Source organism: Amycolatopsis sp. lyj-23, assembly GCF_046549135.1.
In the GTDB taxonomy this organism is placed as follows: domain Bacteria; phylum Actinomycetota; class Actinomycetes; order Mycobacteriales; family Pseudonocardiaceae; genus Amycolatopsis.
On the sequence record NZ_JAJPWN010000036.1, the window covers coordinates 1 to 25,970 of the forward strand.

General features: G+C 69.6%; 24 protein-coding genes and 1 pseudogene. 6 read left to right on the forward strand and 19 right to left on the reverse strand.

The annotated features are described in order from the left end of the window. Together ACLJPY_RS49385 and ACLJPY_RS49390 are read left to right on the forward strand one after the other, a co-directional pair. Positions 1 to 302: pseudogene (locus ACLJPY_RS49385) on the forward strand (2-oxoacid:ferredoxin oxidoreductase subunit beta); the annotation flags it as partial. A 119-nt stretch (positions 303 to 421) separates the two neighbouring features. Further along, on the forward strand, positions 422 to 739 hold the full coding sequence (locus ACLJPY_RS49390; RefSeq protein ID WP_410597959.1) for a VOC family protein: 318 nt from the start codon (positions 422 to 424) through the stop codon (positions 737 to 739). 55 nt (positions 740 to 794) lie between these two features. Here ACLJPY_RS49390 and ACLJPY_RS49395 read toward each other — a convergent pair whose 3' ends face one another. Then, positions 795 to 2,030 carry a hypothetical protein gene (locus tag ACLJPY_RS49395; RefSeq protein ID WP_410597960.1) on the reverse strand — a complete coding sequence of 412 codons (1,236 nt, stop codon included), beginning with the start codon at positions 2,028 to 2,030 and terminating at the stop codon, positions 795 to 797. Positions 2,031 to 2,053: 23 nt separating this feature from the next. Continuing rightward, positions 2,054 to 3,106 carry a polyprenyl synthetase family protein gene (locus ACLJPY_RS49400; protein ID WP_410597989.1) on the reverse strand — a complete coding sequence of 351 codons (1,053 nt, stop codon included), beginning with the start codon at positions 3,104 to 3,106 and terminating at the stop codon, positions 2,054 to 2,056. A 562-nt stretch (positions 3,107 to 3,668) separates the two neighbouring features. On the opposite strand from ACLJPY_RS49400, the gene ACLJPY_RS49405 reads away from it, so the two are divergent. From ACLJPY_RS49405 to ACLJPY_RS49420, 4 genes are read left to right on the forward strand one after another with little or no spacing between them, the layout of a single operon-like run. Further along, positions 3,669 to 3,941, forward strand: a complete 273-nt coding sequence (locus tag ACLJPY_RS49405) for a hypothetical protein (protein WP_410597961.1) — start codon at positions 3,669 to 3,671, stop codon at positions 3,939 to 3,941. A 17-nt stretch (positions 3,942 to 3,958) separates the two neighbouring features. After that, complete coding sequence (locus ACLJPY_RS49410; RefSeq protein ID WP_410597990.1) at positions 3,959 to 4,567, forward strand: DUF3558 domain-containing protein; 609 nt, start codon at positions 3,959 to 3,961, stop codon at positions 4,565 to 4,567. After that, positions 4,567 to 5,862 (forward strand): hypothetical protein, encoded by a 1,296-nt coding sequence (locus ACLJPY_RS49415; RefSeq protein WP_410597962.1) that lies wholly within the window; start codon positions 4,567 to 4,569, stop codon positions 5,860 to 5,862. Before ACLJPY_RS49410 ends, ACLJPY_RS49415 begins: the two co-directional genes overlap by 1 nt. After that, entirely contained in the window at positions 5,859 to 6,533 is a 675-nt protein-coding gene (locus ACLJPY_RS49420) for an ESX secretion-associated protein EspG (protein ID WP_410597963.1), read from the forward strand. Before ACLJPY_RS49415 ends, ACLJPY_RS49420 begins: the two co-directional genes overlap by 4 nt. A gap of 45 nt (positions 6,534 to 6,578) precedes the next feature. Here ACLJPY_RS49420 and nuoN read toward each other — a convergent pair whose 3' ends face one another. The 17 genes from nuoN to ACLJPY_RS49505 form a co-directional block, all read right to left on the reverse strand. Then, positions 6,579 to 8,147, reverse strand: a complete 1,569-nt coding sequence (gene nuoN, locus ACLJPY_RS49425; protein WP_410597964.1) for an NADH-quinone oxidoreductase subunit NuoN — start codon at positions 8,145 to 8,147, stop codon at positions 6,579 to 6,581. Between the two features lie 2 nt (positions 8,148 to 8,149). Beyond that, entirely contained in the window at positions 8,150 to 9,700 is a 1,551-nt protein-coding gene (locus ACLJPY_RS49430) for an NADH-quinone oxidoreductase subunit M (RefSeq protein WP_410597965.1), read from the reverse strand. Continuing rightward, positions 9,700 to 11,601: an NADH-quinone oxidoreductase subunit L gene (gene nuoL / locus ACLJPY_RS49435; RefSeq protein WP_410597966.1), complete on the reverse strand. Its 1,902-nt coding sequence runs from the start codon at positions 11,599 to 11,601 to the stop codon at positions 9,700 to 9,702. The genes ACLJPY_RS49430 and nuoL overlap by 1 nt, the downstream gene beginning before the upstream one ends. An 11-nt stretch (positions 11,602 to 11,612) precedes the next feature. After that, positions 11,613 to 11,912 carry an NADH-quinone oxidoreductase subunit NuoK gene (gene nuoK, locus ACLJPY_RS49440; protein WP_363999543.1) on the reverse strand — a complete coding sequence of 100 codons (300 nt, stop codon included), beginning with the start codon at positions 11,910 to 11,912 and terminating at the stop codon, positions 11,613 to 11,615. Then, the gene (locus tag ACLJPY_RS49445; protein ID WP_410597967.1) at positions 11,909 to 12,778 is read right to left on the reverse strand and encodes an NADH-quinone oxidoreductase subunit J; all 870 of its coding nucleotides are present in this window, start codon (positions 12,776 to 12,778) and stop codon (positions 11,909 to 11,911) included. The genes nuoK and ACLJPY_RS49445 overlap by 4 nt, the downstream gene beginning before the upstream one ends. After that, positions 12,775 to 13,299, reverse strand: coding sequence for an NADH-quinone oxidoreductase subunit NuoI (gene nuoI / locus ACLJPY_RS49450; RefSeq protein WP_043783834.1), 525 nt, complete (start codon positions 13,297 to 13,299; stop codon positions 12,775 to 12,777). Before nuoI ends, ACLJPY_RS49445 begins: the two co-directional genes overlap by 4 nt. Continuing rightward, positions 13,286 to 14,635, reverse strand: a complete 1,350-nt coding sequence (nuoH, locus tag ACLJPY_RS49455) for an NADH-quinone oxidoreductase subunit NuoH (protein ID WP_410597968.1) — start codon at positions 14,633 to 14,635, stop codon at positions 13,286 to 13,288. Before nuoH ends, nuoI begins: the two co-directional genes overlap by 14 nt. After that, on the reverse strand, positions 14,632 to 17,103 hold the full coding sequence (locus ACLJPY_RS49460) for an NADH-quinone oxidoreductase subunit G (protein ID WP_410597969.1): 2,472 nt from the start codon (positions 17,101 to 17,103) through the stop codon (positions 14,632 to 14,634). Before ACLJPY_RS49460 ends, nuoH begins: the two co-directional genes overlap by 4 nt. After that, a complete protein-coding gene (gene nuoF, locus ACLJPY_RS49465; protein ID WP_410597970.1) occupies positions 17,100 to 18,395 on the reverse strand; it encodes an NADH-quinone oxidoreductase subunit NuoF in 1,296 nt (431 codons plus the stop codon). Before nuoF ends, ACLJPY_RS49460 begins: the two co-directional genes overlap by 4 nt. Beyond that, a complete protein-coding gene (nuoE, locus tag ACLJPY_RS49470; protein WP_410597971.1) occupies positions 18,395 to 19,252 on the reverse strand; it encodes an NADH-quinone oxidoreductase subunit NuoE in 858 nt (285 codons plus the stop codon). The genes nuoF and nuoE overlap by 1 nt, the downstream gene beginning before the upstream one ends. Further along, positions 19,249 to 20,646, reverse strand: a complete 1,398-nt coding sequence (locus tag ACLJPY_RS49475) for an NADH-quinone oxidoreductase subunit D (protein WP_410597972.1) — start codon at positions 20,644 to 20,646, stop codon at positions 19,249 to 19,251. The genes nuoE and ACLJPY_RS49475 overlap by 4 nt, the downstream gene beginning before the upstream one ends. Continuing rightward, positions 20,643 to 21,392 carry an NADH-quinone oxidoreductase subunit C gene (locus ACLJPY_RS49480; RefSeq protein ID WP_410597973.1) on the reverse strand — a complete coding sequence of 250 codons (750 nt, stop codon included), beginning with the start codon at positions 21,390 to 21,392 and terminating at the stop codon, positions 20,643 to 20,645. The genes ACLJPY_RS49475 and ACLJPY_RS49480 overlap by 4 nt, the downstream gene beginning before the upstream one ends. A 4-nt stretch (positions 21,393 to 21,396) precedes the next feature. Continuing rightward, entirely contained in the window at positions 21,397 to 21,945 is a 549-nt protein-coding gene (locus tag ACLJPY_RS49485; RefSeq protein ID WP_086678877.1) for a NuoB/complex I 20 kDa subunit family protein, read from the reverse strand. 4 nt (positions 21,946 to 21,949) lie between these two features. Then, positions 21,950 to 22,369, reverse strand: a complete 420-nt coding sequence (locus ACLJPY_RS49490) for an NADH-quinone oxidoreductase subunit A (RefSeq protein WP_206790918.1) — start codon at positions 22,367 to 22,369, stop codon at positions 21,950 to 21,952. A gap of 479 nt (positions 22,370 to 22,848) precedes the next feature. Next, on the reverse strand, positions 22,849 to 24,135 hold the full coding sequence (locus ACLJPY_RS49495; protein ID WP_410597974.1) for a geranylgeranyl reductase family protein: 1,287 nt from the start codon (positions 24,133 to 24,135) through the stop codon (positions 22,849 to 22,851). A 10-nt stretch (positions 24,136 to 24,145) separates the two neighbouring features. Continuing rightward, positions 24,146 to 24,835, reverse strand: coding sequence for a class I SAM-dependent methyltransferase (locus tag ACLJPY_RS49500; RefSeq protein ID WP_410597975.1), 690 nt, complete (start codon positions 24,833 to 24,835; stop codon positions 24,146 to 24,148). Positions 24,836 to 24,866: 31 nt separating this feature from the next. Further along, a complete protein-coding gene (locus ACLJPY_RS49505) occupies positions 24,867 to 25,970 on the reverse strand; it encodes a glycosyltransferase (RefSeq protein ID WP_410597976.1) in 1,104 nt (367 codons plus the stop codon).

The following is a 25,970-nucleotide window of genomic DNA, read 5'->3' on the forward strand; positions in this document are numbered from 1 at the left end:
CCAACCAGGAATTCGGCGTCCAACGCGGCGACTGGGGCGGCCTCGACGTCGCCAAAGCCGCCGACATCGGCGAAGACAACATCGTCGTCCACGACCCGTCAATCGCGGACACCTCCTACGCCTTCGCCCTGTCGCGCCTCGGGGACCAGAACCTCAACCACGTCCCCACCGGCATCCTCCGCCAAGTCGAACGCCCCACCTACGACGACAGCGCCCGCGCCCAAGTCGAACAAGCCCGCGCAGCCCGCAAACCGGACCTGCAGGCCCTCCTGCGTGGCAAGGACACCTGGACGGTCGCGTAACCACTGGCACTTCCCGAAGGCCGCCATGCCCGGTGCATGGCGGCCTTCGGCGTTTTCGGGGTTGCCTGAATTGGGACACGTGTCCTAGGTTTCAGGTCATGCGACCTAACTCACCTTTCGTGTTTTTCGACGTCCGCACCACCGACGCGGCCGGTAGCAGGCGGTTCTTCGCCGAGCTGCTGGGCTGGGAGGCGAACGACAAGCTCCTGACGAGCGGCGGCGCGCCCTGGGGCGGCCTCACCGAGCTCGCCCCGGGCGACGACCGGGCGCCGCAGTGGCTGCCCTACGCGCCGGTGTCCGATGTGGACGCCGCCGCGGCGAAGGCCGTTCAGCTGGGCGGAACCCTGGTGCGCGAGCGCACCGACCTGCCGTTCGGCTCGCTGGTGGTGGTCACCGACCCCGGCGGCGCGGCCCTGGTCCTGTTCCAGGCCGCCTGAAACGCGATGAGGGGCACCGCCACGTCCGTGGAAGTGCCCCTCATCGCGGGGAAACTCAGCTGAGCGGGCGGAACCCGACGCGCTCGGCGTCCTCGGCCGTCCGGAACCACACCTCGGCGACCATCTTCGGGAACTGCACGGATTCCTCGGTGCAGTACCGCAAAGCCGTGACGCTGGCCTTCACCGCGAAGCTGTCGCTCGGCGCCCCGCCACCCGGGCGCGGCATCGCCGAGCCGGGACCGAACGGGCCCGGCGGGACCGAATCGCCCGCCGCCTGGCGGGCCGGGGGCGGCTCCGGCGCCGCGATGCCGGCGGCGGCCTGGTTCGGCTGCACCGACGGCTCGAACAGCGAGCCGCTGTGCGCGCCGGACAGGTCGGGTTCGCGGCGCTCGACCGTGCGCATCGACGGCTGGATCGGCTGGGGCGCGTCGAAACCGCCGCGCACCGCCTCCCGCGGCTGCCGCTTCGGCAGCACCTGCGTCGCTTCGGCGGGGGTCTCCGGCGGCACGTCCAGGTCGCTGTCGGCGATGTCGCCGCCGAACGCGTACTGCGGCGTCTCGTCCTCGTCGTCGTCCTCGTCCGGCTCGTCGTCGTGCACCGAACCGGGGTGGGTGGTGATGAAGCGCGTGCGCTCGACCGGCTCCTCGAACGCCGACCGCTCGGACGGCTGCTCGTCGTCGAACCAGTCCGGCGCGGGCGCCTCGCCGGACGGCGGCTGGAACAGCGAGCCCGCGGCATCGACGTCGAGCTTCTCCTCGTGCCGCGGCAGCGACTCGAGCTCTTCGTCGTCGTCGAAGGAGTTCCCGACCGGGGTCAGGTACTGCGTCGAGGCGGCGCGGTCGGGCTCGGCTTCCGGCGTCAGGAACTGGGCCGCGGCGCTCCGGTACGGGTCGTCTTCCTCGGGCTCCGGCTCCGGCGCCCGGACGGGTTCCGGCTCCGGCGGCACCCGCGACGGCACCTGGGCGTCCAGCTCGGCGAAGTCCTCGTCGATGTCGTCGTGGACGTCGTCGCGGTGGATCGGCGGCGCGGCGACCAGCGTGCCGGGGTAGGAGGTCTCCTGGCGCGACGGCTCCGGCTCCGGCTCCGGCTCGGGCCGCCGGAACGCGTCGGTGCCGCCGACCGCGGCCGCGTTCGCGGGGATGCGCGCGGCGTCGGCGTGGGCCTGCGCGAGCGAGCTCTCCAGCCGGCGGACGCTCTTGCGGAGCGGCAGCACGAGCACCAGCCAGGTGAGGAGGACCCCGACGAAGAACGCGGCGAGGCTCCACAGCCAGACCTGTCCGAATATGGACATCTTTCCCTGCCCCTGTTAAGTGCTTAGCGCGTGCGCGCGACCAGGTAGTCGGCGACCGACTCGCACGCGTCCCGGGCGGGTGACGCGGGCAGCGCGGTGAGCTCGGCTCGCGCGCGCTGAGCGTAGTCGGAGAGGGTGACGCGTGCTCGATCGAGTCCGCTACTGACCCGCAGCAGCTCGAGCGCCTCCTGCACGAGGGCGTCGTCGGCGAGCGGGCCGGACAGCAGCTCGAGCAGCCGCGGGTCGGTCTCCGGGTCGGCCAGCGCGTACAGCATGGGCAGCGTCCGGACGCCTTCGCGCAGGTCGGTGCCCTGCGCCTTGCCGAGCTCGTCGGACGGCGACGCGATGTCGATGATGTCGTCGGAGATCTGGAACGCGGTACCGATGATGTCGCCGAACCGGCGCAGCGCCTCGATGTGCTCCTCGGCGGCGCCGGACATCATGCCGCCGAACCGGCCCGAGGTCGCGATCAGCGAGCCGGTCTTCTGGGCGATCACGGTGAGGTAGTGCGCGACGGCGTCATCGCCCGGCCCGGGGCCGACGGTCTCGCGCATCTGCCCGGTGACCAGCTCGCCGAAGGTCTCGGCGATGATCCGCGCGGCATCCGTGCCCAGGTCGGCGACCAGGCGCGAGGCGTGCGCGAAGAGGAAGTCACCGGTGAGGATGGCGATGGTGTTGTCCCAGCGCGCGTTGACGCTCTCGGCCCCGCGCCGCATGTCGGCCTCGTCCATGACGTCGTCGTGGTAGAGCGTGGCGAGGTGCACCAGCTCGACCGCGGCGGCGGCGATCACGACGTGGTCGTCCTGCTTGGGCCCGAACTGCGCGGAGAGCAGGGTGAAGAGCGGACGGAAGCGTTTGCCCCCGGCCTCGACCAGGTGCAAGGCGGCGTCGTTGACGGCCTGGACATCGCTGCGCACGACCTCCCGCAGCAGCTTCTCGACCTCGGTGAGCCTGCCGGCGATGGACCGCAGCAGCGTTTCGTCGGCGATCTGCAGCCCGACCGACGCCCGCAGGTCGTCGAGGGCGCCGCCCGGCGCAGCGGGGAGGGATCCCGCCCCGGGGGCTGGGGAAGGCACAGACACGTCGGCTCCGCTCTACTCGTGCACCGGTCGGTTCCCCTTGAGCGTAGTGGCTGCACCGCGCGGTCGTTTACCCGCTGTCCAGCGGAAACGGTGACGAACATGACACCGCACCGGGTGGTTCCCCCTCCTCGAAAGGGTGAGACCAGATCTTCGGCGCAACGGACGCCGCCGGCGGGCGGATATCCGGGCGGGAAGTGTCGGGGTTCTCGTCGCCGGGGAGGCCCCGCAGACGTCCCGAGGGCCGCGGCCGGGGAGACCACCGAGAGGACGGCCGCGGCCCTCGCGACCTCGGTTTCGGGGTGTGGGAACCCTGGTAGGGTGCGGTGCGTCGGATACGCAGGGTGCTCGGGGTGGAGCAGACTGCAAGCTAGGGGAGAGCTGATGACGACGGTCGTGGGTTGTGTCTGAGGGTCCGGTTTACGACCCGGGTGGGGATTGGGAGCTGCCGGGCCCGAAGGGGGTCCCGCAGGCTGGGTCGTACGGGTCGGGTGCCGGTTCCGGCTCCGGCGCCGGTTCCGGGGGGTTCGAGTATGACGAGGCGACGCTTCGTGAGCTGATGCACGAGTGGAACGACCTGGCGCGCGAGTTCAAACACGACCAGGATCAGGCATCGACGCTCACCCGCGTGAAGGGCCCAGGGCTCGAGTACGCGAGTGGCGGCAACGCGGAGAAAATTCAGCAGTCCGGGGAAGCTTTGCTATCGACCCTTGCCGCTCGGGAAGAGTACTGCCGCAACATGGCCGCCAAGTTCGAAGCCGCTTTGCGTAAGTACGCGCGCGCCGAGGATGATCACACCACGGGAATCACGCAAACCGGAGGCAGTCTCTGATGCGCCGCACTGTCTTGATGTCCAGCGCGTTGCTGCTCGTGGCGGCAGGATGTTCCACCACCAATCCGGGCACTCCGTCGGCTGTCAGCTCTGCCCCGGGCACGGTCTCATCATCCGAAAACACGGGCGCGGTTCCGGGACCAGGCGTTCCCGAAGTAACGAGTCCGATAGACGTAGCGCGCTTCAAGCAGGAGCCGTGTGGCGCTCTGACCGACTCTCAAGTAGCCGCACTTCTCGGGTCTGGCGTGTCAGGCAAGCCGGACGTACAGGCACCCGCTGGGCCGACTTGCTCGTGGGATTCAGCCGACGTATCCCAGGCCGGGATCGGGATCATCTTCGTGACCGCCGACCATCTCGGACTGACGAGCGTTTATCAAGCCAAAGATACGAAGTATCGCTTTTTCCAGCCGATGGAATCACTCGACGGTTTCCCCATTGTCGCCTACGGTGTGACCGACGAGCGAGCGACTCGCGGGCGGTGCGCGGTGGCGATCGGGGTGAGCGACACTCAGGCCGTGGACATGCACGTCGCGCAGTCCGAGAGGAACATCGGCAAGAAGGATCCCTGTGTGGTGGCCCACGATATCGCCGCACAGGTTCTGGGCAACCTCCGCGGGGGGAATTGATGGCGACCGAGACGCCGCTGACAGCGGCGGAGATCTACGAACAGATCACCGGCGGCGAGGGTGTCGGCTCGCTGGCTGATGCGCAGGATGGGGCCGGGCAGCTCACCGACCGGATGGTTGATCGGGCTCAGCGGATCAGCGCTCTCCGGACCAAGACCATGGCCGGCTGGCGCGGGGATGGTGGGGACGCTGCCGCCGATGCCACTCGGCCTCTTGTGCAGGCCGCTGCTGATGATGCTGTTCACCTGCGGAATGCGCAGACCGCCGTGGCGGCTCAGATGGATGCCTTTGGGACCGCCAAGCACTCCGTCAAGCCCGTTGCTGCTCAGCCGCCCGAATTGGCGGCCGATGACGTCCTCCACGTTCTCAACGGGCAAGGGTGGGGTTCCTACAACACCAAGGTCACCAGTTGGCAGGCCGACAGCCAGGCCAACATCGACGCCTTCAGTGCCTACCACTCCGCCAGCACCACCAATGGTGGGCGAATGCCGCCTCAATTTGCCCAGCTCACCGACTCCGGCACTGCCATTTCCATGAGCACGCCCGGAACCGGCACGCAGAACCAGCGCACCGATACCGGCGAGTGGACGCGCAACCCTCGTCAGCCTCAGGTTCCTGCTCAACAGAACCGGCAGACGGCCCGCGCGCAGCAACCCAACCAACCCCAAAACCAGAATCAGAACCAAACCCAGACACAGAGCCAGAACCAGGTTCAAAACCAAAACCAGAACCAGGCCTGGCCGCCCGGCACGACCAACTCCGACACGACCCACGCCAACAGCTACGTCCCCCGGCCCGTCCTCCCCGCTGCCCAGGGTGGGTATGAGTTCGGGCCCACCGGGCAACCCGTCAGCAACCTCACCGGCTCCGGCGAGAACTGGCCCGGCGGGTTCGGGCCCGGGACCGGCCCGTACGGCGGATACCAAACCGGAACGGGAACCCCGGGAGCCAGCACCGGACCAGGAACGCCGGGAAGCAGCACCGGATCAGGAACGCCAGGGACCAACACCGGCACAGGCAACCGCCCCGGCATGCGGCCCCCCGGCAGCGGCAGCGGAGCCCGCTTCCCCGAGGAACGCCTCCCCGGCGGCACCTCCCGACCCGGCGCCACCGGTGCCCGCGGAGCGAACGGCCTCCCCATGGGCGGCCCCATGGCCGGACGCGGCGGCAAAGAAGAAGACCGCGAAAAGAAACCGGCTTCCTACCTCCGAAACCCCGACCCCGACGAAACCTTCGGCGGCCTCATCGAAAAGCCCGTACCACCGGTCATCGGGGAGAACCGGACCAAACCGTGAACGCCGAATTCTCGCTCAGTACCCTGCTCACCGCCATGCGCAACGCCGGCTGCGGTGAGCCGCACCCCGTTCTCGCGCCGGGAATCCGCTACGTCCCGCCGAGCACGAGACACCGGGTCGACCGGGAAGCCTTCGAGGAACTCAGCCCCTTCGGTTTCGTCCAGGGCGACGGCTTCACCCCCGAATTCGAAGACGTCCTCCACCTGATCGACCGGCCCGCGCGGCAGTTCTTCGGCTACGCCCGCGACACCGCTGAGCAAATTGGGGTGCTCGTCGCCGCGCAGGGGCGTCGGGCCGTCGCCGTTGTGTGCCGGGGCGGGCGGGTTGAACTCGGTGATGTCTCCCCCGACACCCATCCCGCCGATGCCCTCGTCGCCCGGCTTCCGCGTCGGCCGCCCGCGGCGATCAGGCCCTTCTCGCTTCCCCAGGCCGACTTCCAGCCACAACACGAAAGTGACATCTTCGACGACGCGCCCGCGCGCAGCCGGGAAGCGCAGGAACTCGACGCACTCTTCCAGCAGCCCCACTACGGCGTCGGGCAGCTCTACGCCGACGACAAGACCGTCAGCTACCTCGACCTTCACGAGGGCCGCGTCGGGATTGCGCTCGCCGACGGCTACATCAGCGTTCTCCCCGGCGAACCGCACCAGCTCAGCCGGAAACTGAAATAGGGCCGCCACTCCCGAAGGGAGTGACGGCCCCGGACGAGCAAAACCTCAGAAAGCGAACCCGCCCGAACCGGCCCAGCCGAGTGCGAACGCCGGGACCAGGCCCAGCACCAGCGTCACCGCCGTGCCCAGGAAGATCGCCGTTCCCGTGCCGAAGCCCGGGACCGAGACCGACGGGCCGTCCGCCGCCGGCTCCGAGAAGTACATCAGGACGATCACGCGCAGGTAGAAGAACGCCGCCACCGCGCTGAAGACCAACGCGATCACGACCAACGGCGCCATTCCGTCCGACAGCGCCGCCGAGAACACCACGAACTTCCCGACGAAACCGGACGTCAACGGGATGCCCGCGAGAGCCAAGAGCAAGAACGTGAACACGCCCGCCACCAGCGGCGATCGTTTGGCGAGACCCGCCCACGCCGACAGGTGCGTCGCCTCGCCCGAGGAATCGCGGACCAGGCTGATCACGCCGAACGCCGCCAGCGTCGTGAAGCCGTACGCCAGCAGGTAGAACAGCGTGCTCGACAACCCGTCCTTGGTCATCGCGATCGCGCCCACCAGCAGGAAGCCCGCGTGCGCGATCGACGAGTACGCCACCATGCGCTTGACGTCCGTCTGGGTCAGGCCCAGCACCGCGCCGATCACCATCGAAATGATCGCCACGCCCCAGAGGACCCCGCGCCACTCCCACGACGTCGACGAGAACGCCACCGACAGCACCCGCAGGATCCCGCCGAACGCCGCGACCTTCGTGCACGCCGCCATGAACGCCGTCACCGGCGTCGGCGCGCCCTGGTAGACGTCCGGGGTCCAGGTGTGGAACGGGCCCACCGAGCCCTTGAACAGCAGGCCGACCACCAGGAGACCCAGACCCGCGAACAGCAGCGTGTCCGACCGGTCCGAGCCCGCCGCCGCGGCCGCGATCTGGCCCAGCTTCACCGAGTTCGCGTAGCCGTACAGCAGCGCCAGCCCGTACAGGAAGAACGCCGAGGAGAACGCGCCCAGCAGGAAGTACTTGACCGCCGCTTCCTGGGACAGCAACCGCCGCCGGCGGGCGAGGCCGCACATCAGGTACAGCGGCAGCGAAAGCACTTCCAGCGCGATGAACATCGTCAGCAGGTCGTTCGCCGCGGTGAACGCCATCATGCCGCCGAGCGCGAACAGCGTCAGCGGGAACACCTCGGTCTGCATCACCGTCGCCGTCTGGGCGCGGTCCTGGACCGTGCCCGGGCGGATGCTCGCCTGCGCGACCAGCGCGCCGCCCGGTTCGACGACCCGATCCGAGATCAGCAGCACCGCGCCGACCGCCAGCGCCAGCAGCGTGCCCCAGAGGAACAGCGCCGGCCGGTCGATCGAGATCGCGCCGCTGAACGTCGTCACGCCGCCCGCCGGCGCGCTGCCCGTCGCGTAGATGACCAGGCTGACACCGGACGCGACGATCGCTGCCAGGCTCAGGCCCACCTGGATGCCGAACCGCGACCGCTTCGCCGCGAACGCCTCGACCAGCACGCTGACGCACGCCGCGCCGAGGACGATCAGCACCGGCAGCACCGCCGGGTAGTCGATCGACGGCGTCGCGATCGGCGCCGGCGCCTGGGTCAGGAGGATGTCGAGCACTTTTACTTGCCTCCCTGGACCGCGGACAGCGTCTGCTGCACCGTCGGGGTGACTGTGTCGAGCACCGGCTTCGGGTAGAAGCCGAGGACGATGATCAGCACGACCAGCGGCGCGAGGATCGCGATCTCACGACCGTCGAGGTCGCGGACGGCCTTCTTGGCGCCCAGCTCCGGCGCGATCGCCGTGCCCGGGCCGCCGCCGACGCCCACCAGGGCGTCCCCGCGGACCGGGCCTTGGAAGACCCGCTGGTAGAGCCACAGGACGTACGCCGCGGCCAGGACCATGCCCACCGTGGCCAGGATCGTGTACACCGGCTGGTCCACGAAGGACCCCAGCAGCACCAGGAACTCCGAGATGAAGGAGTTCGTGCCCGGCAGCGAAAGCGTCGACAGACCGGCGAGCAGGAACAGGCCGGCCAGCAGCGGGGTCACCTTCGCCATGCCGCCGTAGTCGGAAATCTTCGAAGACCCGCCGCGCGCGATCACCAGGCCGATCACCACGATCAGCATGCCGGTCGCCAGGCTGTGGTTGAGCATGTACGTCGCCGAGCCGACCATCGCCTGCTCGTTGAACGCGAAGATGCCCAGCGAGATGAAGCCGAAGTGCGCGATGGACACGTAGGCGATGAACCGCTTCATGTCCCGCTGCCCGGCCGCGAGGATCGAGCCGTAGAGGACGCCGATCACCGAGAGCACCAGCACCAGCGGCGCCAGGGTCTTGCTCGCCTGCGGGAACATCGGCAGGCAGTAGCGCAGGAACCCGAACGTGCCGACCTTGTCCAGCACGCCGACCAGCAGGACGGCGACGCCGATCGGCGCCTCGCCCGCCGCGTCCGGCAGCCAGGTGTGGAACGGCACCAGCGGCGCCTTGATCGCGAAGGCCAGGAAGAACCCGAGGAACAGCCAGATCTGCGTGGACAGCGGCGCGTCGCGCACCACCGTCACCAGCGTGGCCCAGTCGAACGTGCCGTGCCCGATCTTGTCCTTCGCGAGCGAGTACGCCCCGATCGCCGACGCCAGCATGATCAGGCCGCCGAGGAACGAGTACAGGAAGAACTTCACCGCCGCGTACTGCCGGTTCGCGCCGCCGTAGCCGCCGATCAGGAAGTACATCGGGATCAGCATGATCTCGAACAGCACGTAGAACAGGAAGACATCGGTCGCGGCGAACACGCCGATCGTGAGCGCCTCCTGCAGCAGGATCAGCGAGAGGAACCCGCCCGCGCTGCGGCCCGCCGGCAGCTTGTCCAGCGTGCCGAGCCCGCCGACGACGATCGGCACCAGCAGCGCGATCACCGCGATCATGATCAGCGAGATGCCGTCGGTGCCGAACGCGATGTGCACCCCGAAGCTCGGGATCCAGTCGAAGCTCGACGTCATCTGCAGCCGCGCGCCCGAGGGCGAGTAGCTGAGCCAGAACGGGATGATCAGCACGAACTCGAGGATCGAGAACACCAGTGCGGCCAGCACCGCGGCGCGGTCGTTCCCCTTGAGGAACGCCAGCACCAGCGAGCCGGCGAGCGGCACCAGGATGAGGATGAGCAACCAGGTCATCAGGAGAACCTCACCAGCAGGAGAGCCGCCAGAAGCAGGAACGTGCCGCCCAGCATCGACAGCGCGTAGGACCGGACGAACCCGGTCTGCAGCCGCCGCAACCGGCCGGACCCGCCGCCGAGACCGGCGGCCAGGCCGTTGACCGCGCCGTCGACGCCGCGGTTGTCGACGTACACCAGCGCCCGCGAGAGCCAGGTGCCCGGGCGGGCGACCAGCGTCTCGTTGAGGGCGTTGCCGTAGAGGTCCTTGCGCGCGGCCCGGGTGACGAACGAAACCCGCTGGGGCTGCTCGACCGGGACGTCACGGCGGAAGATCAGGTACGCGAGCGCGACGCCGGCCAGCGAGAGCACGACCGCCGCCACCGAGATCACCCAGGCGTCCACCGGCAGGTCGTGCGCTTCCTCCAGCTCGCCGACCGACGGGGTCAGCCACTTGGCGAAGGTGTGGCCCTGGCTGAAGAACCAGCCTGCGCCGACCGAGCCGACCGCGAGGACCGCCATCGGGACCCACATGACCGGCTTGGACTCGTGCGGGTGGAAGTCGCGGCCGTCGGAGGACTTGAGGTCCTTCCAGCGCTCCTTGCCGAAGAACGTCATCATCATCAGGCGGGTCATGTAGAACGCGGTGAGCCCGGCGCCCAGCAGGGCCGCGCCGCCCATCACCCAGCCGCGCCAGCCGCCCTGGCCGAACGCCGCCTCGATGATCGCGTCCTTGGTGAAGAAGCCCGACAGCGGCGGGATGCCGATCAGGGCCAGGTAGCCGAGGCCGAAGGTGATGAACGTGATCGGCATGGCCTTGCGCAGGCCACCGAACTTCCGCATGTCGACCTCGTCGTTCATGCCGTGCATGACCGACCCGGCCCCGAGGAACAGCCCGGCCTTGAAGAAGCCGTGCGCCACCAGGTGCATGATGCCCAGCGCGTACGCGATCGGCCCGAGGCCGACGGCCAGCATCATGTAGCCGATCTGGCTGACCGTCGAGTACGCGAGGACCTTCTTGATGTCGTCGTACGCGCAGCCGATGATGCACCCGAGCAGCAGCGTCACCGTGCCGACCAGCGTGACGATCAGCCGGCCGTCCTCGGTGGCGTTGAAGATGTCCTTCGAGCGGGCCACCAGGTAGACACCCGCGGTCACCATCGTCGCCGCGTGGATCAGGGCCGACACCGGGGTCGGGCCCTCCATCGCGTCCGGGAGCCACGCCTGCAGCGGGAACTGGCCGGACTTACCGCAGGCGCCCAGCAGGAGCAGGATGGCCATCGCGGTGATCGCGCCCGGCGAGAACTTGCCGTCGCCGACCGCCTGGAAGACCTGCGCGTAGCCGGTCGAGCCCGCGTACTTGAACATGATGAAGATCGCCAGCGCGAGGCCGACGTCCCCGACGCGGTTCATCAGGAACGCCTTCTTCGCCGCGGTGGCGGCGGACGGGCGGCCCTGGTACCAGCCGATGAGCAGGTAGGACGCGAGACCCACGCCCTCCCAGCCCAGGTAGAGCGTCACGAAGCTGTTGCCCAGCACCAGAACCAGCATCGAGGCGACGAAGAGGTTGAGGTACGCGAAGAAGCGGTACCGGCCCTCGTCGTCGGCCATGTAGCCGATCGAGTAGTAGTGGATCAGCATGCCGACGCCGGTGATGAGCAGCACGAACGTCAGCGACAGCGCGTCGATCCGCAGCCCGAAGTCCACCTGCAGCGCCCCGACCGGGATCCACGAGTAGACCTTGACGTCGGACGCCGTGCTCGTGTTCGCGCTGAAGAACAGAATCAGCCCGTAGATGAAAGCCAGGGTGACGGTGGCACAGCCGAGCAGATGCCCCCACGCCTTGGCGCGCTTGCCCGCCAGCAGCAGGATCAGGGCACCGAGGGCGGGGAGGGCCACCAGCAGCCACGATGATGCGGTCACTCGGAGGTCTCCTAGTACTTCAGCAGGTTGGTGTCGTCGACCGAGGCCGAGCGCCGGGTGCGGAAGATGGCCATGATGATCGCCAGGCCGACCACGACCTCGGCGGCCGCGACGACCATGACGAAGAACGCCATGATCTGGCCGTCGAGCCCGCCGTTGATCCGGGCGAAGGTGACCAGCGACAGGTTCACCGCGTTGAGCATCAGCTCGATGCACATGAACACGACGATCGCGTTGCGCCGCACCAGCACGCCGACCGCGCCGAGCGAGAACAGCAGCGCCGACAGCAGCAGGTAGTACGTGGGGGTCATGCCTTCTCCCCTTCCGAGCCTTCCGCCGCGGCTTCGGTGCCGACCAGCGCGTGCGCGTCCGGGTGCGGGCCCTCGTCCGAGACGAGCTTGCGTTCCTTCGCCAGCTCGATCGCCGAGGTGGACTCGATGATCGCCGAGAGCGACTCCGGGGCGATCGAGCCGTCCGGCAGCAGCGCCGGCGTCGCGACCGAGTTGGCGGTGGCGAAGACACCCGGGCCGGGCAGCGGCGACGGCCGGTCGTGCTCGCCGCGGAAGCGCAGCAGCACCAGTTCCTTCTGCGTGAGCTTGCCGCCCTTGCCGTGCCGGTCGGTGAAGGCCAGCACCATCGCGCCGATCGCGGCGGTGATGAGCAGCGCCGACGTCAGCTCGAACGGGAACAGGTAGTCGGTGAAGATCAGCCGGCCCAGGCCCTTCGGCCCGCCGCCCGCCGGGCTGGCGGAGTCGAGCGGGATCGCCGGGGTGACGTTGGCCAGCGCCCGGTAGATGCCGGTGGCCAGCAGCGCGGCGATCCCGATGCCGAGCACGGTCGCGGCCAGCCGCTGACCGCGGAGGACCTCGACGACCGAGTCCGAGCTCTCCCGGCCGACCAGCATCAGCACGAACAGGAACAGCATCATGATCGCGCCGGTGTAGACGATGATCTGCGTGAACCCGAGGAACGGCGCCGACTGGATCATGTACAGCGCGCCCAGGCTCAGCATGGTCAGCACCAGCCACAGCGCCGAGTGGACGGCGTTGCGGGAGAAGATCATGCCGAGCGCGCCGAGCAGCGAAAGCGGGCCGAGGATCCAGAACGCGATGGCCTCGCCGGTCGTGACGCCCGCGGCGGCGCCGGTGGGCGCCGAGGCGAGGAGTGCGCCGATCACTTGACGCCCTCCCCGCGAGCCAGTTCGGGGCCGTTCACGTAGTAGTCCTGCTCGTTTTCGCCGAGCCGCATCGGGTGCGGCGGCTGCTCCATGCCGGGCAGCAGCGGGGCGAGCAGGTCCTCCTTCGTGTAGATCAGCCGCTGGCGGTCGTCGTCGGCCAGCTCGTAGAAGTTGATCATCGTCAGCGACCGGGTCGGGCACGCCTCGATGCAGAGGCCGCAGCCGATGCAGCGCAGGTAGTTGATCTGGTAGTCCTTGCCGTACCGCTCGCCCGGCGAGAACCGGGCCTCCTCGGTGTTGTCACCGCCCTCGACGAAGATCGCGTCCGCCGGGCACGCCCACGCGCACAGCTCGCAGCCGACGCACTTCTCGAGACCGTCCGGGTGGCGGTTCAGCTGGTGGCGCCCGTGGTACCGCGGTGCGGCCGGCGCGCCGGCCTCCGGGTACTCCTCGGTGGCGACCTTCTTGAACATCATCCCGAAGGTGACGCCGAAGCCCTTGACGGGATCAAGAAACCCCATCTTGCGCTCCTTCCTTTGCGGTACCGACGGCCGCCGGCTTGCGGCGGGCCGCCTTCGCCTCGGCCTTGGCCAAGGCCTTCTGACGCGGGGTGGTCTGCGGGACCTTGAGGTCCAGCGGCGGGACCGGGAAACCGCCGCCGGTCACCGGGATCGACTCGCTCTCCTCTTCGCGGCCCGCCGCGCGGACGTAGAAGAACAGCGCGACGACGATGAAGATGGCGACCGCGGCGATGATGATCGTCGTGACGTTCCAGGTGATGACCTTCGCGAAGGTCACCATGACGATCCACACGAGGTTCAGCGGGACCAGGACCTTCCAGCCCAGGCGCATGAACTGGTCGTAGCGCAGGCGGGGCAGCGTGCCGCGCAGCCAGATGAACCCGAAGAGCAGGATGAACATCTTCGCGAAGAACCACAGCACCGGCCACCAGCCGGTGTTGAGCACGTTGTTCCCGATCAGCGACAGCGGCCACGGGGCCATCCAGCCGCCGAGGAACAGTGTGGTCGCGAACGCCGAGACGATCACCATGTTGACGTACTCGGCGAGGAAGAACATCGCGAACTTCATCGAGCTGTACTCGGTGTGGAAGCCGCCGACCAGCTCCGACTCGGCCTCCGGGAGGTCGAACGGCGCCCGGTTGGTCTCGCCGACCATCGAGATCAGGTAGATCACGAAGCTCGGGACCAGGTAGAGGAACCACACCTTGTGCTGCGCGCCGACGATGTCGGCCAGGTTCAGCGACCCGGCCTGCAGGATCACCGCGACGATCGACAGGCCCATCGCGATCTCGTAGGAGATCACCTGCGCCGCGCTGCGCATGCCGCCGAGCAGCGGGTACGGCGAGCCGGACGACCAGCCGGCGAGCACGATGCCGTAGACGCCGATCGAGGAGCAGGCCAGGATCACCAGCGCGCTGACCGGCAGGTCGAGCAGCTGCAGCACGGTCCGCTCACCGAAGATCGACACGACCGGGCCGAACGGGATGGCCGACAGCGCGATCAGCGACGGCACCACGCAGACGACCGGGGCGAGGAAGTACACCTTGCGGTCGGCGGTGTCCGGGATGATCTGTTCCTTGAACGGCAGCTTGATCGCGTCCGCCAGCGACTGCAGGTAGCCACCCGGGCCGACGCGGTTGGGGCCGGGCCGGTTCTGCATCCGGCCGACCGCCTTGCGCTCCCAGACGATCAGGAAGATCGTCAGGATCGGCCCGATCAGCAGGATGACCACGCACTTGAGCAGGATCAGCCACAACGGGTCGTCGGCCAGCAGCGCCGCCCGCGTCGCCGCGTCGGGCACGCTGCCCACGGCGGCTTCGGTCAGCAGCGGGGTCATTGCCCACCTCCAGCGAGGTTCACCACGGCGCCATGGCCGGCACCGAGCGTCTTGAACACGGCGGAGCCGTCGGAGTTGCCCGGCAGCCACACGACACCGTCGGGCAGGTCGGCGATCTCCACCGGCAGCGTGATCGCACCGCGTTCGGTGCTGACCCGCACGGTGGTGCCGAGCCCGGCCGCGGTCGTCGCGGACAGCCGCGCGACCGGCGTGCGCTGGGTGCCCTTGAGGTGCGGCTCGCCGTCCTGCAGCGAACCGTTGTCGATCAGCTGGCGCCAGGTCGACAGGACCGCCTGGCCGGCCGCCGGCACCGCGGGCGGCGCGACCTCGGCGGCGACGTGGCTCCAGCGCAGCGCCGAAGCCTGGCCCAGCTTCTCGAAGTCACCGCGGGCGGCGGCCGGCGTCTGCGTGAACAGGTCCGCGTCCATCTCGACGGCGAGCGTGTCGAGCACCCGGCAGTCCGGCAGCGCGCCGGTGCCTTCGATGGTCGTGTCGAACGGGCGGGTCCGGCCCTCCCAGTTCAGGTAGCTGCCGGACTTCTCGTCCGACGCCGCCACCGGGAGCACGACGTCCGCGCGCTCGGTCACCGCGCTGTGCCGCAGTTCGAGGCTGACCACGAACCCGGCGGTGTCCAGCGCGCGCAGCGCCAGGTCCGGGTCCGGCAGGTCGTACGGGTCGACGCCGCCGACGACCAGGCCGCCGAGCTCGCCGGCCGAAGCGGCCAGCAGGATGTCGGTCGTGTCGCGGCCCGGGGTGGCCGGGATCGGGACGCCCCAGGCGTTTTCGACGGCGACGCGGGCGGCGTCGTCACCGACCCGGCGGCCGCCGGGCAGCAGCGACGGGACGCAGCCGGTTTCCAGCGCGCCCCGGTCACCGGCGCGGCGCGGGATCCACGCGAGCCGGACGCCGGTGCGCTCGACCAGGTCGTGCAGGGCGGCGAACAAACCGGGGACCGCGGCGGCGCGCTCGCCGACCAGGACGACGGCACCTTCGCCGCGCAGGGCCTCGTCGAGGTCCGGCGCGTGCTTGGCGATGCCTTCGACGGCCGCGGCTTCCTGGCCGGGGACGCAGGCGAGCAGCTCACCGAACGTCTTGCGCACCGACGACGTCGTCCACTGTCCCAAGTGGACGACCCGGGTCTTGTTCCGGCGGGCCGCCTTGCGCAGCCGCAGGAACACGATCGGGGCCTCGTCCTCGGGCTCGAAGGCGACGCACAGGACCGTGCGGGCCCGCTCGATCTCGCCGAAGGTGACGCCGGACTCCGGTGTCACGCCCACGACGTGCGAGGTGAGGAACGCGAGTTCCTCGGCCGAGTGCGGGCGGGCGCGGAAGTCGACGTCGTTGGTCTGCAGGGCGACGCGGGCGAACTTCGCGTACGCGTAGGCGTCCTCGACGGTCAGCCGGCCACCGGTCAGCACGCCGACGCCGCCGTTGGACCGGGCTTCCACGAGCCCGGCCGCGGCGATGCGCAGCGCGTCGGTCCAGGACGCTTCTTCCAGCGCACCGGTCTCGCGGTTGCGGACCAGCGGGCGGCGGATGCGGTCCTCGGCGCCGGTGTAGCGGAAGGCGAACCGGCCCTTGTCGCAGATCCACTCTTCGTTGACTTCGGGGTCGTCACCGGCCAGCTTGCGCTGGACCTTGCCGCGCCGGAAGTCGGTGCGCTCGGCGCAGCCGGACGAGCAGTGCTCGCAGACGCTCGGCGAGGACACCAGGTCGAACGGCCGCGACCGGAAGCGGTAGGCGGCGCTGGTCAGGGCGCCGACCGGGCAGATCTGGATGACGTTGCCGGAGAAGTAGCTCTGGAACGGCTGGCCGCTGGTCGTCCGCGACGCCAGGTCCAGGACGTCCGCCGTCTCCGCGGTGCCGATCTGCTGGTGGGCGCCGCGTTCGAGGAGCTCGATGAACGGGTCGCCGGCGATCTCGCGGGAGAACCGGGTGCAGCGCTGGCAGAGCACGCAGCGTTCGCGGTCCAGCAGCACCTGCGTCGAGATCGGCAGCGGCTTCGGGAACGTCCGCTTGGTGTCGACGAACCGCGACTCGGTGCGGCCGTGCGCCAGCGCCTGGTTCTGCAGCGGGCACTCGCCGCCCTTGTCGCAGATCGGGCAGTCCAGCGGGTGGTTGATGAGCAGGAGCTCCATCACGCCCTGCTGGGCCTTGTCCGCGACCGCCGACGTCAGCTGGGTCTTGACGACCATGCCGTCGGCGACGGTCATCGTGCAGGACGCCTGCGGCTTCGGCATCGGGCGGCCGCCCATTTCGACCTCGACCAGGCACTGGCGGCAGGCGCCCGCCGGGTCGAGGAGCGGGTGGTCGCAGAATCGCGGGATGACCGTGCCGAGGCGTTCGGCGGTGCGGATGAGCAGCTCGCCCTTGGGGGCGATGACCTCTTCGCCGTCGATGACCAGCTTGACGTGGCCCTCGGGGACCGGCGTCTCGGTGGTCTCGGGCTTGTCGGGCGCGATCGTCATGCCTGCGCTCCCACGAGTTCGGGCTTGGTCTGTTCGTGGCGGTTGGCTTCGCACAGCGCGAGGAACTCCTCGCGGAAGTACTTGATGCCGCTGGTGATCGGCGACACCGCGCCGTCGCCGAGTGCGCAGAACGACCGGCCGAGGATGTTGTCGCAGACGTCGAGGAGGGTGTCGATGTCCTCCTCGGTGCCGTGGCCCTCGACCATGCGCTCGAGGATCTGCGCCAGCCAGTACGTGCCTTCGCGGCACGGCGTGCACTTGCCGCAGGACTCGTGCTCGTAGAACTGCGTCCACTTCATCACGGCCCACGGCACCGACACGGTCTCGTTGAAGACCTGGACGGCGGTGGTGCCCAGCATCGACCCGGCTTCCGCCGCGCCTTCGAAGTCCAGGGGAACGTCGAGGTGCTCGGCGGTGAACATCGGGGTCGAGGAGCCGCCCGGGGTCCAGAACTTGAGCGGGATGCCGTCCTTCATGCCGCCCGCCATGTCGAGCAGCTCGCGCAGCGTGGTGCCGAGCGGACACTCGTACTGGCCGGGCTTCTCGACGTGGCCGGAGATCGAGTAGATCTTCGGCCCGGGTGACTTCTCGCGGCCCATCTCGCGGAACCAGCTGGAACCGGCGTTGACGATGTAGGGCGCGCTGGCGATGGTCTCGACGTTGTTCACCGTGGTTGGCGCCGCGTACAGACCGGCGGCCGCCGGGAACGGCGGCTTGAGCCGCGGCTGGCCACGACGTCCTTCGAGCGAGTCCAGCAGCGCCGTCTCCTCGCCGCAGATGTACGCGCCCGCGCCCGCGTGGACGGTGATCTTGAGGTCGAAGCCGGAGCCGAGGATGTTCTCGCCCAGGTAGCCCGCCGCTTCGGCCTCGCGCACGGCCGCGTTGAGGCGGCGGATGCAGTGCAGCGCCTCGCCGCGGACGTAGATGAAGCAGTGGTTGGACCGCATCGCGTACGAGGCGATGATGCAGCCCTCGATGAGCGAGTGCGGGTCCGCCATCATCAGCGGGATGTCCTTGCAGGTGCCCGGCTCGCCCTCGTCGGCGTTGATGACCAGGTAGTGCGGCTTGTCGAAGTTCGGCGGCATGAACGACCACTTGATGCCGGCCGGGAAGCCCGCGCCGCCGCGGCCGCGCAGGCCCGAGTCCTTGATCAGCTGGACGAGCTGCTCCGGCGTCCCGGCCAGCGCCTTGCGGATCGCCGTGTAGCCCTCGAGCGCTTCGTACGTCCCGATCTGCCAGGAGTTCGGCGACAGCCAGCGCTTCGTGAGGACCGGGGTAATGGGATCGGCCATTACTTCTTCTCCACTTCCGGCAGGGGGACGTCGGAGGCCACCGGGGCGACCCAGCCGCGATCCTGCGCGAGCTTCGCGCCCCGCAGCGTCTCGACGGCCTGCGACGGGCCGTCGACGTCCGTGCGGTAGGTCCGCTCGTCCTCCGGGAAGAACCCGGCGAGCTGGAGCTCGGCGCCCTTGAAGTTCGTCAGCGGGGCCCCGCGCGTCGGGGCGGGCTTCTTGCCCGCCTGCAGCGCGTCGACCAGCGCGACGGCCTTTTCCTCGGTCTGGTTGTCGAAGTACTCGTAGTTGACCTGGATGACCGGGGCGAGGTCACAGGCCGCGAGGCACTCGGCGTGCTCGAGGGTGATCGAGCCCGGCTCGTTCGGCGTGCCCGCGGTCTCGTTGTGCCCCAGCGGCGCGTCCTCGGAGCCGAGGTGCGTCTGGAGCTTCTTGTAGATCGCGTCGCCGCCCATGGCCGCGCAGAGGGTGTTGGTGCAGACGCTCACGAGGTGCTCACCGCACGGACGGCGCTTGTACATCGTGTAGAACGTCGCCACCGCGCTGACCTCGGCGTCGGACAGGTCGAGCTGCTGCGCGCAGAACGCGATGCCCTCCTGGCTGACGTACCCCTGCACGGACTGCACGAGGTGCAGCATCGGCAGCAGCGCCGAGCGGGACATCGGGTAGCGCGCGATCAGCTCCTGCGCCTTCGCGTGGACGTCCGCGTCGAAGACGTCTTCCAGCGGCGTCTCGGTGATGATCCCGGCGGCCACCGCGGGGTCGGGCGCGATGGCGACCACGTCGGTGTCGGCCGACGCGGCCGCGTACGTCGTCGCCGCGTCCTTCGGTCCCGGTTCGGGGAACGTTGAGGTCATCGGTCCACTCCCCCCATGACGGGGTCGATCGAGGCGATGGCGGCGATCACGTCCGCCACCAGGCCGCCTTCGGCCATTGCGGGCATCGACTGCAGGTTCACGAAGCTCGGGTCCCGCACGTGGACGCGGACGGGCCGCGTGCCGCCGTCGGACACCAGGTGCACGCCCAGCTCGCCGCGCGGCGACTCGACCGAGGCGAAGACCTGGCCCGGTGGCACCTTGAAGCCCTCGGTGACCAGCTTGAAGTGGTGGATCAGGGACTCCATCGACTGGCCCATGATCTTCTTGACGTGCTCGAGGGAGTTGCCCATGCCGTCGCTGCCGATGGACAGCTGCGCGGGCCAGGCGATCTTCTTGTCCTCGACCATGACCGGGCCCGGTTCGAGCTTCTCCAGGCACTGCTCGATGATCTTCAGGCTCTCGTGCATCTCGTGGACGCGGATCAGGTAGCGCGACCAGCAGTCGGCGCCGTTGTCCACGGGCACGTCGAAGTCGAACTCGTCGTAGCAGGAGTACGGCTCGGTCTTGCGCAGGTCCCACGGCAGGCCGGCGGACCGCAGCACCGGGCCGGTGACGCCGAGCGCGAGGCACGCGTCGACCGGCAGGTACCCGACGCCCTTGAGCCGGTTGCGCCAGATCGGCTGGCCGGTGAAGAGCTTGTCGTACAGCGGAAGGCGCTTCTTCATCGTCTTGACGAAGTCGGTGACCTTCTCGTGGTAGTCGGCCGGCATGTCCTGCGCGAGGCCGCCGGGGCGGATGAACGCGTGGTTCATCCGCAGGCCGGTCAGGTGCTCCAGCAGGTGCAGCACCTCTTCGCGCTCGCGGAAGCCGAGCGTCATCGCGGTGGTGGCGCCGAGCTCCATGCCGCCGGTGGCGATGTAGACCAGGTGCGAGCCGATCCGGTTGATCTCCAGCAGCAGCACGCGCAGCAGCTGCGCGCGGCGCGGGGCTTCGATCTGCAGCAGCTTCTCGACGCCGAGGCAGTACGCCATCTCCGTCGACAGCGGGGCCAGGTAGTCCATGCGCGTCACGAAGGTGACGCCCTGGGTCCAGGTCCGGTACTCGCAGTTCTTCTCGATGCCGGTGTGCAGGTAGCCGATGACCGACCGCAGCTGCGTGACGGTCTCGCCCTCCATCTCCAGCACGAGCCGGAGCACGCCGTGCGTCGACGGGTGCTGCGGGCCCATGTTGATGACCATGCGCTCGTCGTGCGCCGCGTCGGCGATGACGTCGTCCCAGTCGCCGCCGGAGACCGTGTAGACGCGGCCTTCGGTGGTGTCGCGGGAGTCGGCGTAGCCGACGTTGTCGGTGCCGGCCTTGTCGTCGGTGCTGTCGCTGCCGGCCTCGGTCGTCGAAGTACCGGTCGTGACGTCCGACAGGTTTTCGGTGCTCACGAGTAAGACCTCCGCTGGTCCGGCGGCGGGATCTCCGCGCCCTTGTATTCGACCGGGATCCCGCCGAGCGGGTAGTCCTTGCGCTGGGGGTGGCCGTCCCAGTCGTCCGGCATCAGGATCCGGGTCAGCGCCGGGTGGCCGTCGAAGACGATCCCGAACATGTCCCAGGTCTCCCGCTCCTGCCAGTCGGCGGTCGGGTACAGCTCCACCAGCGACGGCACGTGCGCGTCCTCGACGTCGAGGGTGACCTCGAGCCGGATCCGGCGCCGGTAGGTCAGCGACGTGAAGTGGTAGACCGCGTGCAGCCGCTGCGGGACGTCGACGCCGTAGTCCACACCGGACACCGAGGACAGCAGCTCGAAGCGGAGGCCGCCGTCGTCGCGCAGCGCCTTGGCGATCGCGGGCAGGTGCTCGCGGGCGACGTAGAAGGTGATCTCGCCGCGGTCGACCGTCGTCTGCAGGATCGCCTCGGCGGGGATCTTGCGCTCGGCCAGTGCCGCGTAGAACTCGTCAGCGAACTGGTCGAACCAGCCGCCGTACGGGCGCTCGGCCGGCGCCGGGCTGTAGGCCGGGAGCCGGACGCCGCCGTAGCCGGAGGTGTCGCCGGTGCCGCGGACGCCGAACATGCCCTGGCGTTCGCGGCCGGTCACGACGGCCTCGGCCGCGCCCGGACCCTTCGCCGTGAGGCCGGTTTCGGAACGCTCGGCGCTCGACTGCTCTTCGCCGGGTTGGGGGTTCTCAGTCATCGCTCTACTTCTTCGCGTACTTGATCGACGACGCGACGAGCTCGGTGCGCGCCCCGCTCGCGGCGCGGATGGCGGCGCGGCGGGCGTTGATCGGCTCGTCCTGGATCTTGGCGTGCAGCTTGAGGATCGCGTCCAGCAGCATCTCCGGCCGCGGCGGGCAGCCGGGCAGGTACATGTCGACCGGCACGATGTGGTCGACGCCCTGGACCACGGCGTAGTTGTTGAACATGCCGCCGGAGGAGGCGCAGACGCCCATGGCGAGGACCCAGCGCGGCTCGGCCATCTGGTCGTAGATCTGACGCAGGACCGGGGCCATCTTCTGCGTGACGCGGCCGGCGACGATCATCAGGTCGGCCTGCCGCGGCGTCGCGCTGAAGCGCTCCATGCCGAAGCGGGCGATGTCGTAGCGCGAACCGCCGACCGTCATCATCTCGATCGCGCAGCACGCGAGGCCGAAGGTGGCGGGCCAGAGCGAGTTCTTGCGCGCCCAGTTGACGAGGCCTTCGAGGCTGGCCAGCAGGATGCCGTTGGGGAGTTTTTCTTCCAGGCCCATGGGTCTAGTTCCAATCCAGGCCGCCGCGCCGCCACACGTAGGCGTACGCGAAGCCGACCGTCGCGATGAACAGCAGGATCTCCACCAGGCCGAACGTGCCCAGCGCGTCCGCCTGCACGGCGAACGGGTAGAGGAAGACCATCTCGATGTCGAACAGGATGAACAGCATCGCGGTGATGTAGTACGCGACCGGCATCCGCCCGGCGCCGACGAGCGGCTGCGGGGACGGCTCGATGCCGCATTCGTAGGCGGACAGCTTGGCTTTGTTGTACCGGCTGGGGCCGACGAGCGGCCCGAGCAGGACCGACAGCACGGCGAACGCCAATGCCAGCACGAACAACAGGACCAGGGGCAGGTAGGGCTTCAGGCTCGGGGCCTCTTGCGCCAGCTGCACCGTGTCGGTCCGGGTCAGCAACGTCAGCACGGGGTCTTCGCCATCCTTTCCGCGCCGATGCGGTTGTGCTTGTGGTGGGGAACCGCTTGGCCTCGTCGGCACCCTAAGGGACCTGGGTCACACCGCCGAGGGTCAGGGTCTCCTTACGGCCCGTGGCTGGGCCCAGAGGGAAAACACAGTGCGCTTGTGAAATAGTTCACAAGCCACTCGTCGTGGATGTGAAGGGATTCACAAAGCATGGGGGGAGTCTAGGACGCGACTCACACTCTTGTCCCTAGTACCCCGTGTTATAAGGGTCGCCTAAGTTCTGCCGCCATCGTTGTCACAGCTCGGTGACAGCGTGCGCGCGACCTGCACGAAGGGCGTCGAAGATCGCGTGCCGGGCGGACAAAACGGGCGCTGACCTGTGATCTATCCCACTGACCGCACGGCCAACTTGCTAGGCCACTCGTGTGTCCGCGCGCGAGGAAGCCCGGCACGGAAAACCGTGCCGGGCCCTCGGAATCCGGTCAGCGCGGGCTGGGGGTCACCTTCGCGAGGGCCGAGATCAGGCGGTCGACGCCGTCACCGCCCTTGGCGTCGTAGCAACCGGAGAGGCCCTTGTAGACCAGCGGCAGGAGCTTGTTGATGCGCAGCCCGTACTTCGTGCACGCGTGCATGATCTTCGGCTTGCCGATGATCTTCGCGAAGACGTTCCCGAGCGCGTAGTAGCCGCCCATCAGCTCGCCGACCGCCCGCGGGTACGCCTCCAGGGCACGTTCTCGCGAAGGCCCTTCACGGCGCGCCAGCGCCTGCACGACGACCTCCGCCGCGATCTGCGCGGACTCCATCGCGGCCGAGATGCCTTCGCCGTTGAACGGGCTCACCATGCCGCCCGCGTCGCCGAGCAGCAGCAGGCCGTCGCGGTAGTGCGGGGTGCGGTTGAAGCCCATCGGCAACCCCGCGCCGCCGACCTTGCCGATCGCGTTCTCCTCGCGGTAGCCCCACTCCTCGGGCGTCCCGTCGAGCCACTGGCGCAGCAGCGCGCGGTAGTCGGTGTTCCGGAAGGAGGCCGACGTCGACAGCATGCCGAGGCCGACGTTCACCGTGCCGTCGCCGAGCGGGAACGCCCACCCGTAACCCGGCAGCAGCTTCGGGTTCCGCGGGTCGGACTTGTCCCACAGCTCGAGGTGGCCCTCGATGAACGGGTCGTCGTGGCGCGGGCTCTTGTAGTACTGGCGCACCGCGACGCCCATCGGGCGCTTCTCGTTCTTCTGGATGCCGACGCTCAGCGCGAGCCGCGCGGACACGCCGTCGCAGGCCAGGACGAGCGGCGCGTAGTACTTCACCGGCGTCCGCTCCGGGCCGACCTTCGCCTCGACGCCGACCACGCGCCCGCTCGCGTTCGTGATCGCGCTGGTCACAGTCGTGCGCTCGTAGAGCCGCGCGCCCGCCTTCACGGCCAGCTTCGCGAGGAGGTCGTCGAAGTCGTGGCGGGTGCGGGAAACGCCGTACGGCGGGTAGCTCGTCAGGTCCGGCCAGTCGAGCTCCAGCGTCAGGTCGCCGGTGAGGATCCGCAGGCCGCGGCTGTGCACCCAGCCGGCGTCCTCGCTGGTGTCGATGCCCAGGTCGATGAGCTGCTTGACGCCGCGCGGGGTCAGGCCGTCGCCGCAGACCTTCTCGCGCGGGAACTCGGTCTTCTCCAGCAGCAGGACGTCGACGCCCGCGCGGGCCAGGTAGGTGGCCACGGTGGAACCAGCGGGTCCGGCGCCGACGACGATGACTTCGGCGTCCTGGTCTGCGGTACGACGGCTCATGGCCGCGAGTTTATGCGGGCTTTCGCGCGCGGTGGATCGCCACGACGCCGAATGTGAGGTTCAACCACTCGACGTCGGTCCAGCCCGCGCTCGCGATGATCTCGCCGAGGGTCCGCTGGTCGGGCCAGGTGAGCATGGATTCGGCCAGGTACTTGTACGCCTCCGGGTTCGACGACGTCCGGCTGCCGACCCAGGTCAGCAGCTTGAGGACGAACCGCCGGTGGACGAACCGGATGGGCGCGAAGGGCGGCGTCGAGACCTCGCAGATGACCAGCCGGCCGCCGGGCTTGACCACGCGGGCGATCTCGGTGAGCGCGGCCTTCGGGTCGACGAAGTTGCGCAGCGCGAGGGAGATCGTCACGGCGTCGAAGCTCTCGTCGGCGAACGGCAGGTTGAGCGCGTCGGCCGCCACCATCGGCACGTTCCGGTGCAGGCCCGCGCGCAGCATGCCGAAGGAGAAGTCCGCGGCCAGGCACCAGGCGCCGCCGCGGGCGTACTCGACGGTCGAGACGCCGGTGCCGGCGGCGAGGTCGAGGACCTTCTCGCCGAGCCGGGCGTCGAGGACGCGGGCGGTCGTCGTGCGCCAGCGCCGGTCGAAGCCGAAGGTCATGAACGAGTTCGCCCGGTCGTACCCGGACGCGACGCCGTCGAACATCGCGGCGACTTCGTGCGGGTCCTTGTCCAGGCTTGCGCGTGACATGTCCTGAATCTAGACCGATCCGCCGGGACGTTCAGCGGAAGGTGGCCAGCATCCCGGCCACGGCCGCGGGCCAGGTGAACTCCTCGGCCCGTGCCCGGGCGGCCGCTCGGCGCAAGTCCTCCGGGCCGGCCAGCAAGTCCGTCACCGCCGAAGCGAACGCGGGCGCGTGGTCGTCCACCGCCGCGCCACACCCGGGCCGGACGATCTCCCGCAGCGCCGACGAGGCCGACACCACCACCGGCGTCCCGGACGCCAGTGCCTCCAGCGCCGCGAGCCCGAACGTCTCGTGCGGCCCCGGCGCCAGGGAGACGTCCGCACTGGCCAGCAGCCGCGCGACGTCGCCACGGCCCGGCAGGAAACCCAGGAACGTCACCGGCAGCCCGCGCGCCCGGCGTTCGAGGGCCCGCCGCCGCGGGCCGTCGCCCGCCACCACCAGCCGCACCTTCACACCGGCCTCCGTCAGCGAAGCGACGGTGTCCACGCTGCGCTCCACGTGCTTCTCCGGCGACAGCCGGCCACAGTGGACCAGCAGCGCGTCCGCGCCGGAGGCCAGGTCGGTGCGCCAGCCGTCGTCGCGCATGGCGGGCCGGAACGTCGTCAAGTCGACTCCGAGCGGCACCCGGCGCACGTTCGGCGCGGCGATCCGGTCGAACTCCGCGCGGGCGAACGCCGTTGTGCAGACGACCGTGTCGTAGCTCGCCGCCATCCGCCGGTTCGCGACGTCGGCGACGCGGCGGGCCATCGGCGCGGGCAGCAGGAACTGCTCCAGCAGGCGGTCGAGCCGCTCGTGGGAGATCACCGTGCTGGGCACGCCGTGGCGGCTCGCCCAGCCGCCCATCCCCCGCAGCGTCAGCCGGTCGGACACCTCCAGGCGGTCCGGGTCGAGCCGCCGCAGCACCACGCGGACCCGGTGCGGGTCGACGGCCCGGTAGCCGCCGGTGCCCGGGATCTTCGGCGCGGGCAGGGAAAACCGGCGGACCCCGGTCGGCAGGACCTCGTCGGCGTACCGGCGGCCGGGCACCACGAGCGTCACCTCGTGCCCGCTGGCGACGTAGCCGGCGCCGAGGTGGTGCAGCGCCGTGCGCAGACCGCCGGAGCGCGGGCCGTAGAAGTTCGCGAGCTGGACGATGTGCAT

Bases quoted from the DNA above. Each gene is read 5' to 3' on its own strand.
- ACLJPY_RS49485 (WP_086678877.1), bottom strand. From the start codon at position 21,945: ATGGGCCTGGAAGAAAAACTCCCCAACGGCATCCTGCTGGCCAGCCTC.
- ACLJPY_RS49395 (WP_410597960.1), bottom strand. From the start codon at position 2,030: ATGTCCATATTCGGACAGGTCTGGCTGTGGAGCCTCGCCGCGTTCTTC.
- nuoI (WP_043783834.1), bottom strand. From the start codon at position 13,299: ATGGGGTTTCTTGATCCCGTCAAGGGCTTCGGCGTCACCTTCGGGATG.
- nuoE (WP_410597971.1), bottom strand. From the start codon at position 19,252: ATGACCTCAACGTTCCCCGAACCGGGACCGAAGGACGCGGCGACGACG.
- ACLJPY_RS49505 (WP_410597976.1), bottom strand. From the start codon at position 25,970: ATGCACATCGTCCAGCTCGCGAACTTCTACGGCCCGCGCTCCGGCGGT.
- nuoK (WP_363999543.1), bottom strand. From the start codon at position 11,912: ATGACCCCCACGTACTACCTGCTGCTGTCGGCGCTGCTGTTCTCGCTC.
- ACLJPY_RS49405 (WP_410597961.1), top strand. From the start codon at position 3,669: ATGCACGAGTGGAACGACCTGGCGCGCGAGTTCAAACACGACCAGGAT.
- ACLJPY_RS49430 (WP_410597965.1), bottom strand. From the start codon at position 9,700: ATGACCTGGTTGCTCATCCTCATCCTGGTGCCGCTCGCCGGCTCGCTG.
- ACLJPY_RS49500 (WP_410597975.1), bottom strand. From the start codon at position 24,835: ATGTCACGCGCAAGCCTGGACAAGGACCCGCACGAAGTCGCCGCGATG.
- ACLJPY_RS49460 (WP_410597969.1), bottom strand. From the start codon at position 17,103: ATGACGATCGCGCCCGACAAGCCCGAGACCACCGAGACGCCGGTCCCC.
- nuoH (WP_410597968.1), bottom strand. From the start codon at position 14,635: ATGACCCCGCTGCTGACCGAAGCCGCCGTGGGCAGCGTGCCCGACGCG.
- ACLJPY_RS49415 (WP_410597962.1), top strand. From the start codon at position 4,567: ATGGCGACCGAGACGCCGCTGACAGCGGCGGAGATCTACGAACAGATC.
- ACLJPY_RS49495 (WP_410597974.1), bottom strand. From the start codon at position 24,135: ATGAGCCGTCGTACCGCAGACCAGGACGCCGAAGTCATCGTCGTCGGC.
- nuoF (WP_410597970.1), bottom strand. From the start codon at position 18,395: ATGGCCGATCCCATTACCCCGGTCCTCACGAAGCGCTGGCTGTCGCCG.
- ACLJPY_RS49410 (WP_410597990.1), top strand. From the start codon at position 3,959: ATGTCCAGCGCGTTGCTGCTCGTGGCGGCAGGATGTTCCACCACCAAT.
- ACLJPY_RS49480 (WP_410597973.1), bottom strand. From the start codon at position 21,392: ATGACTGAGAACCCCCAACCCGGCGAAGAGCAGTCGAGCGCCGAGCGT.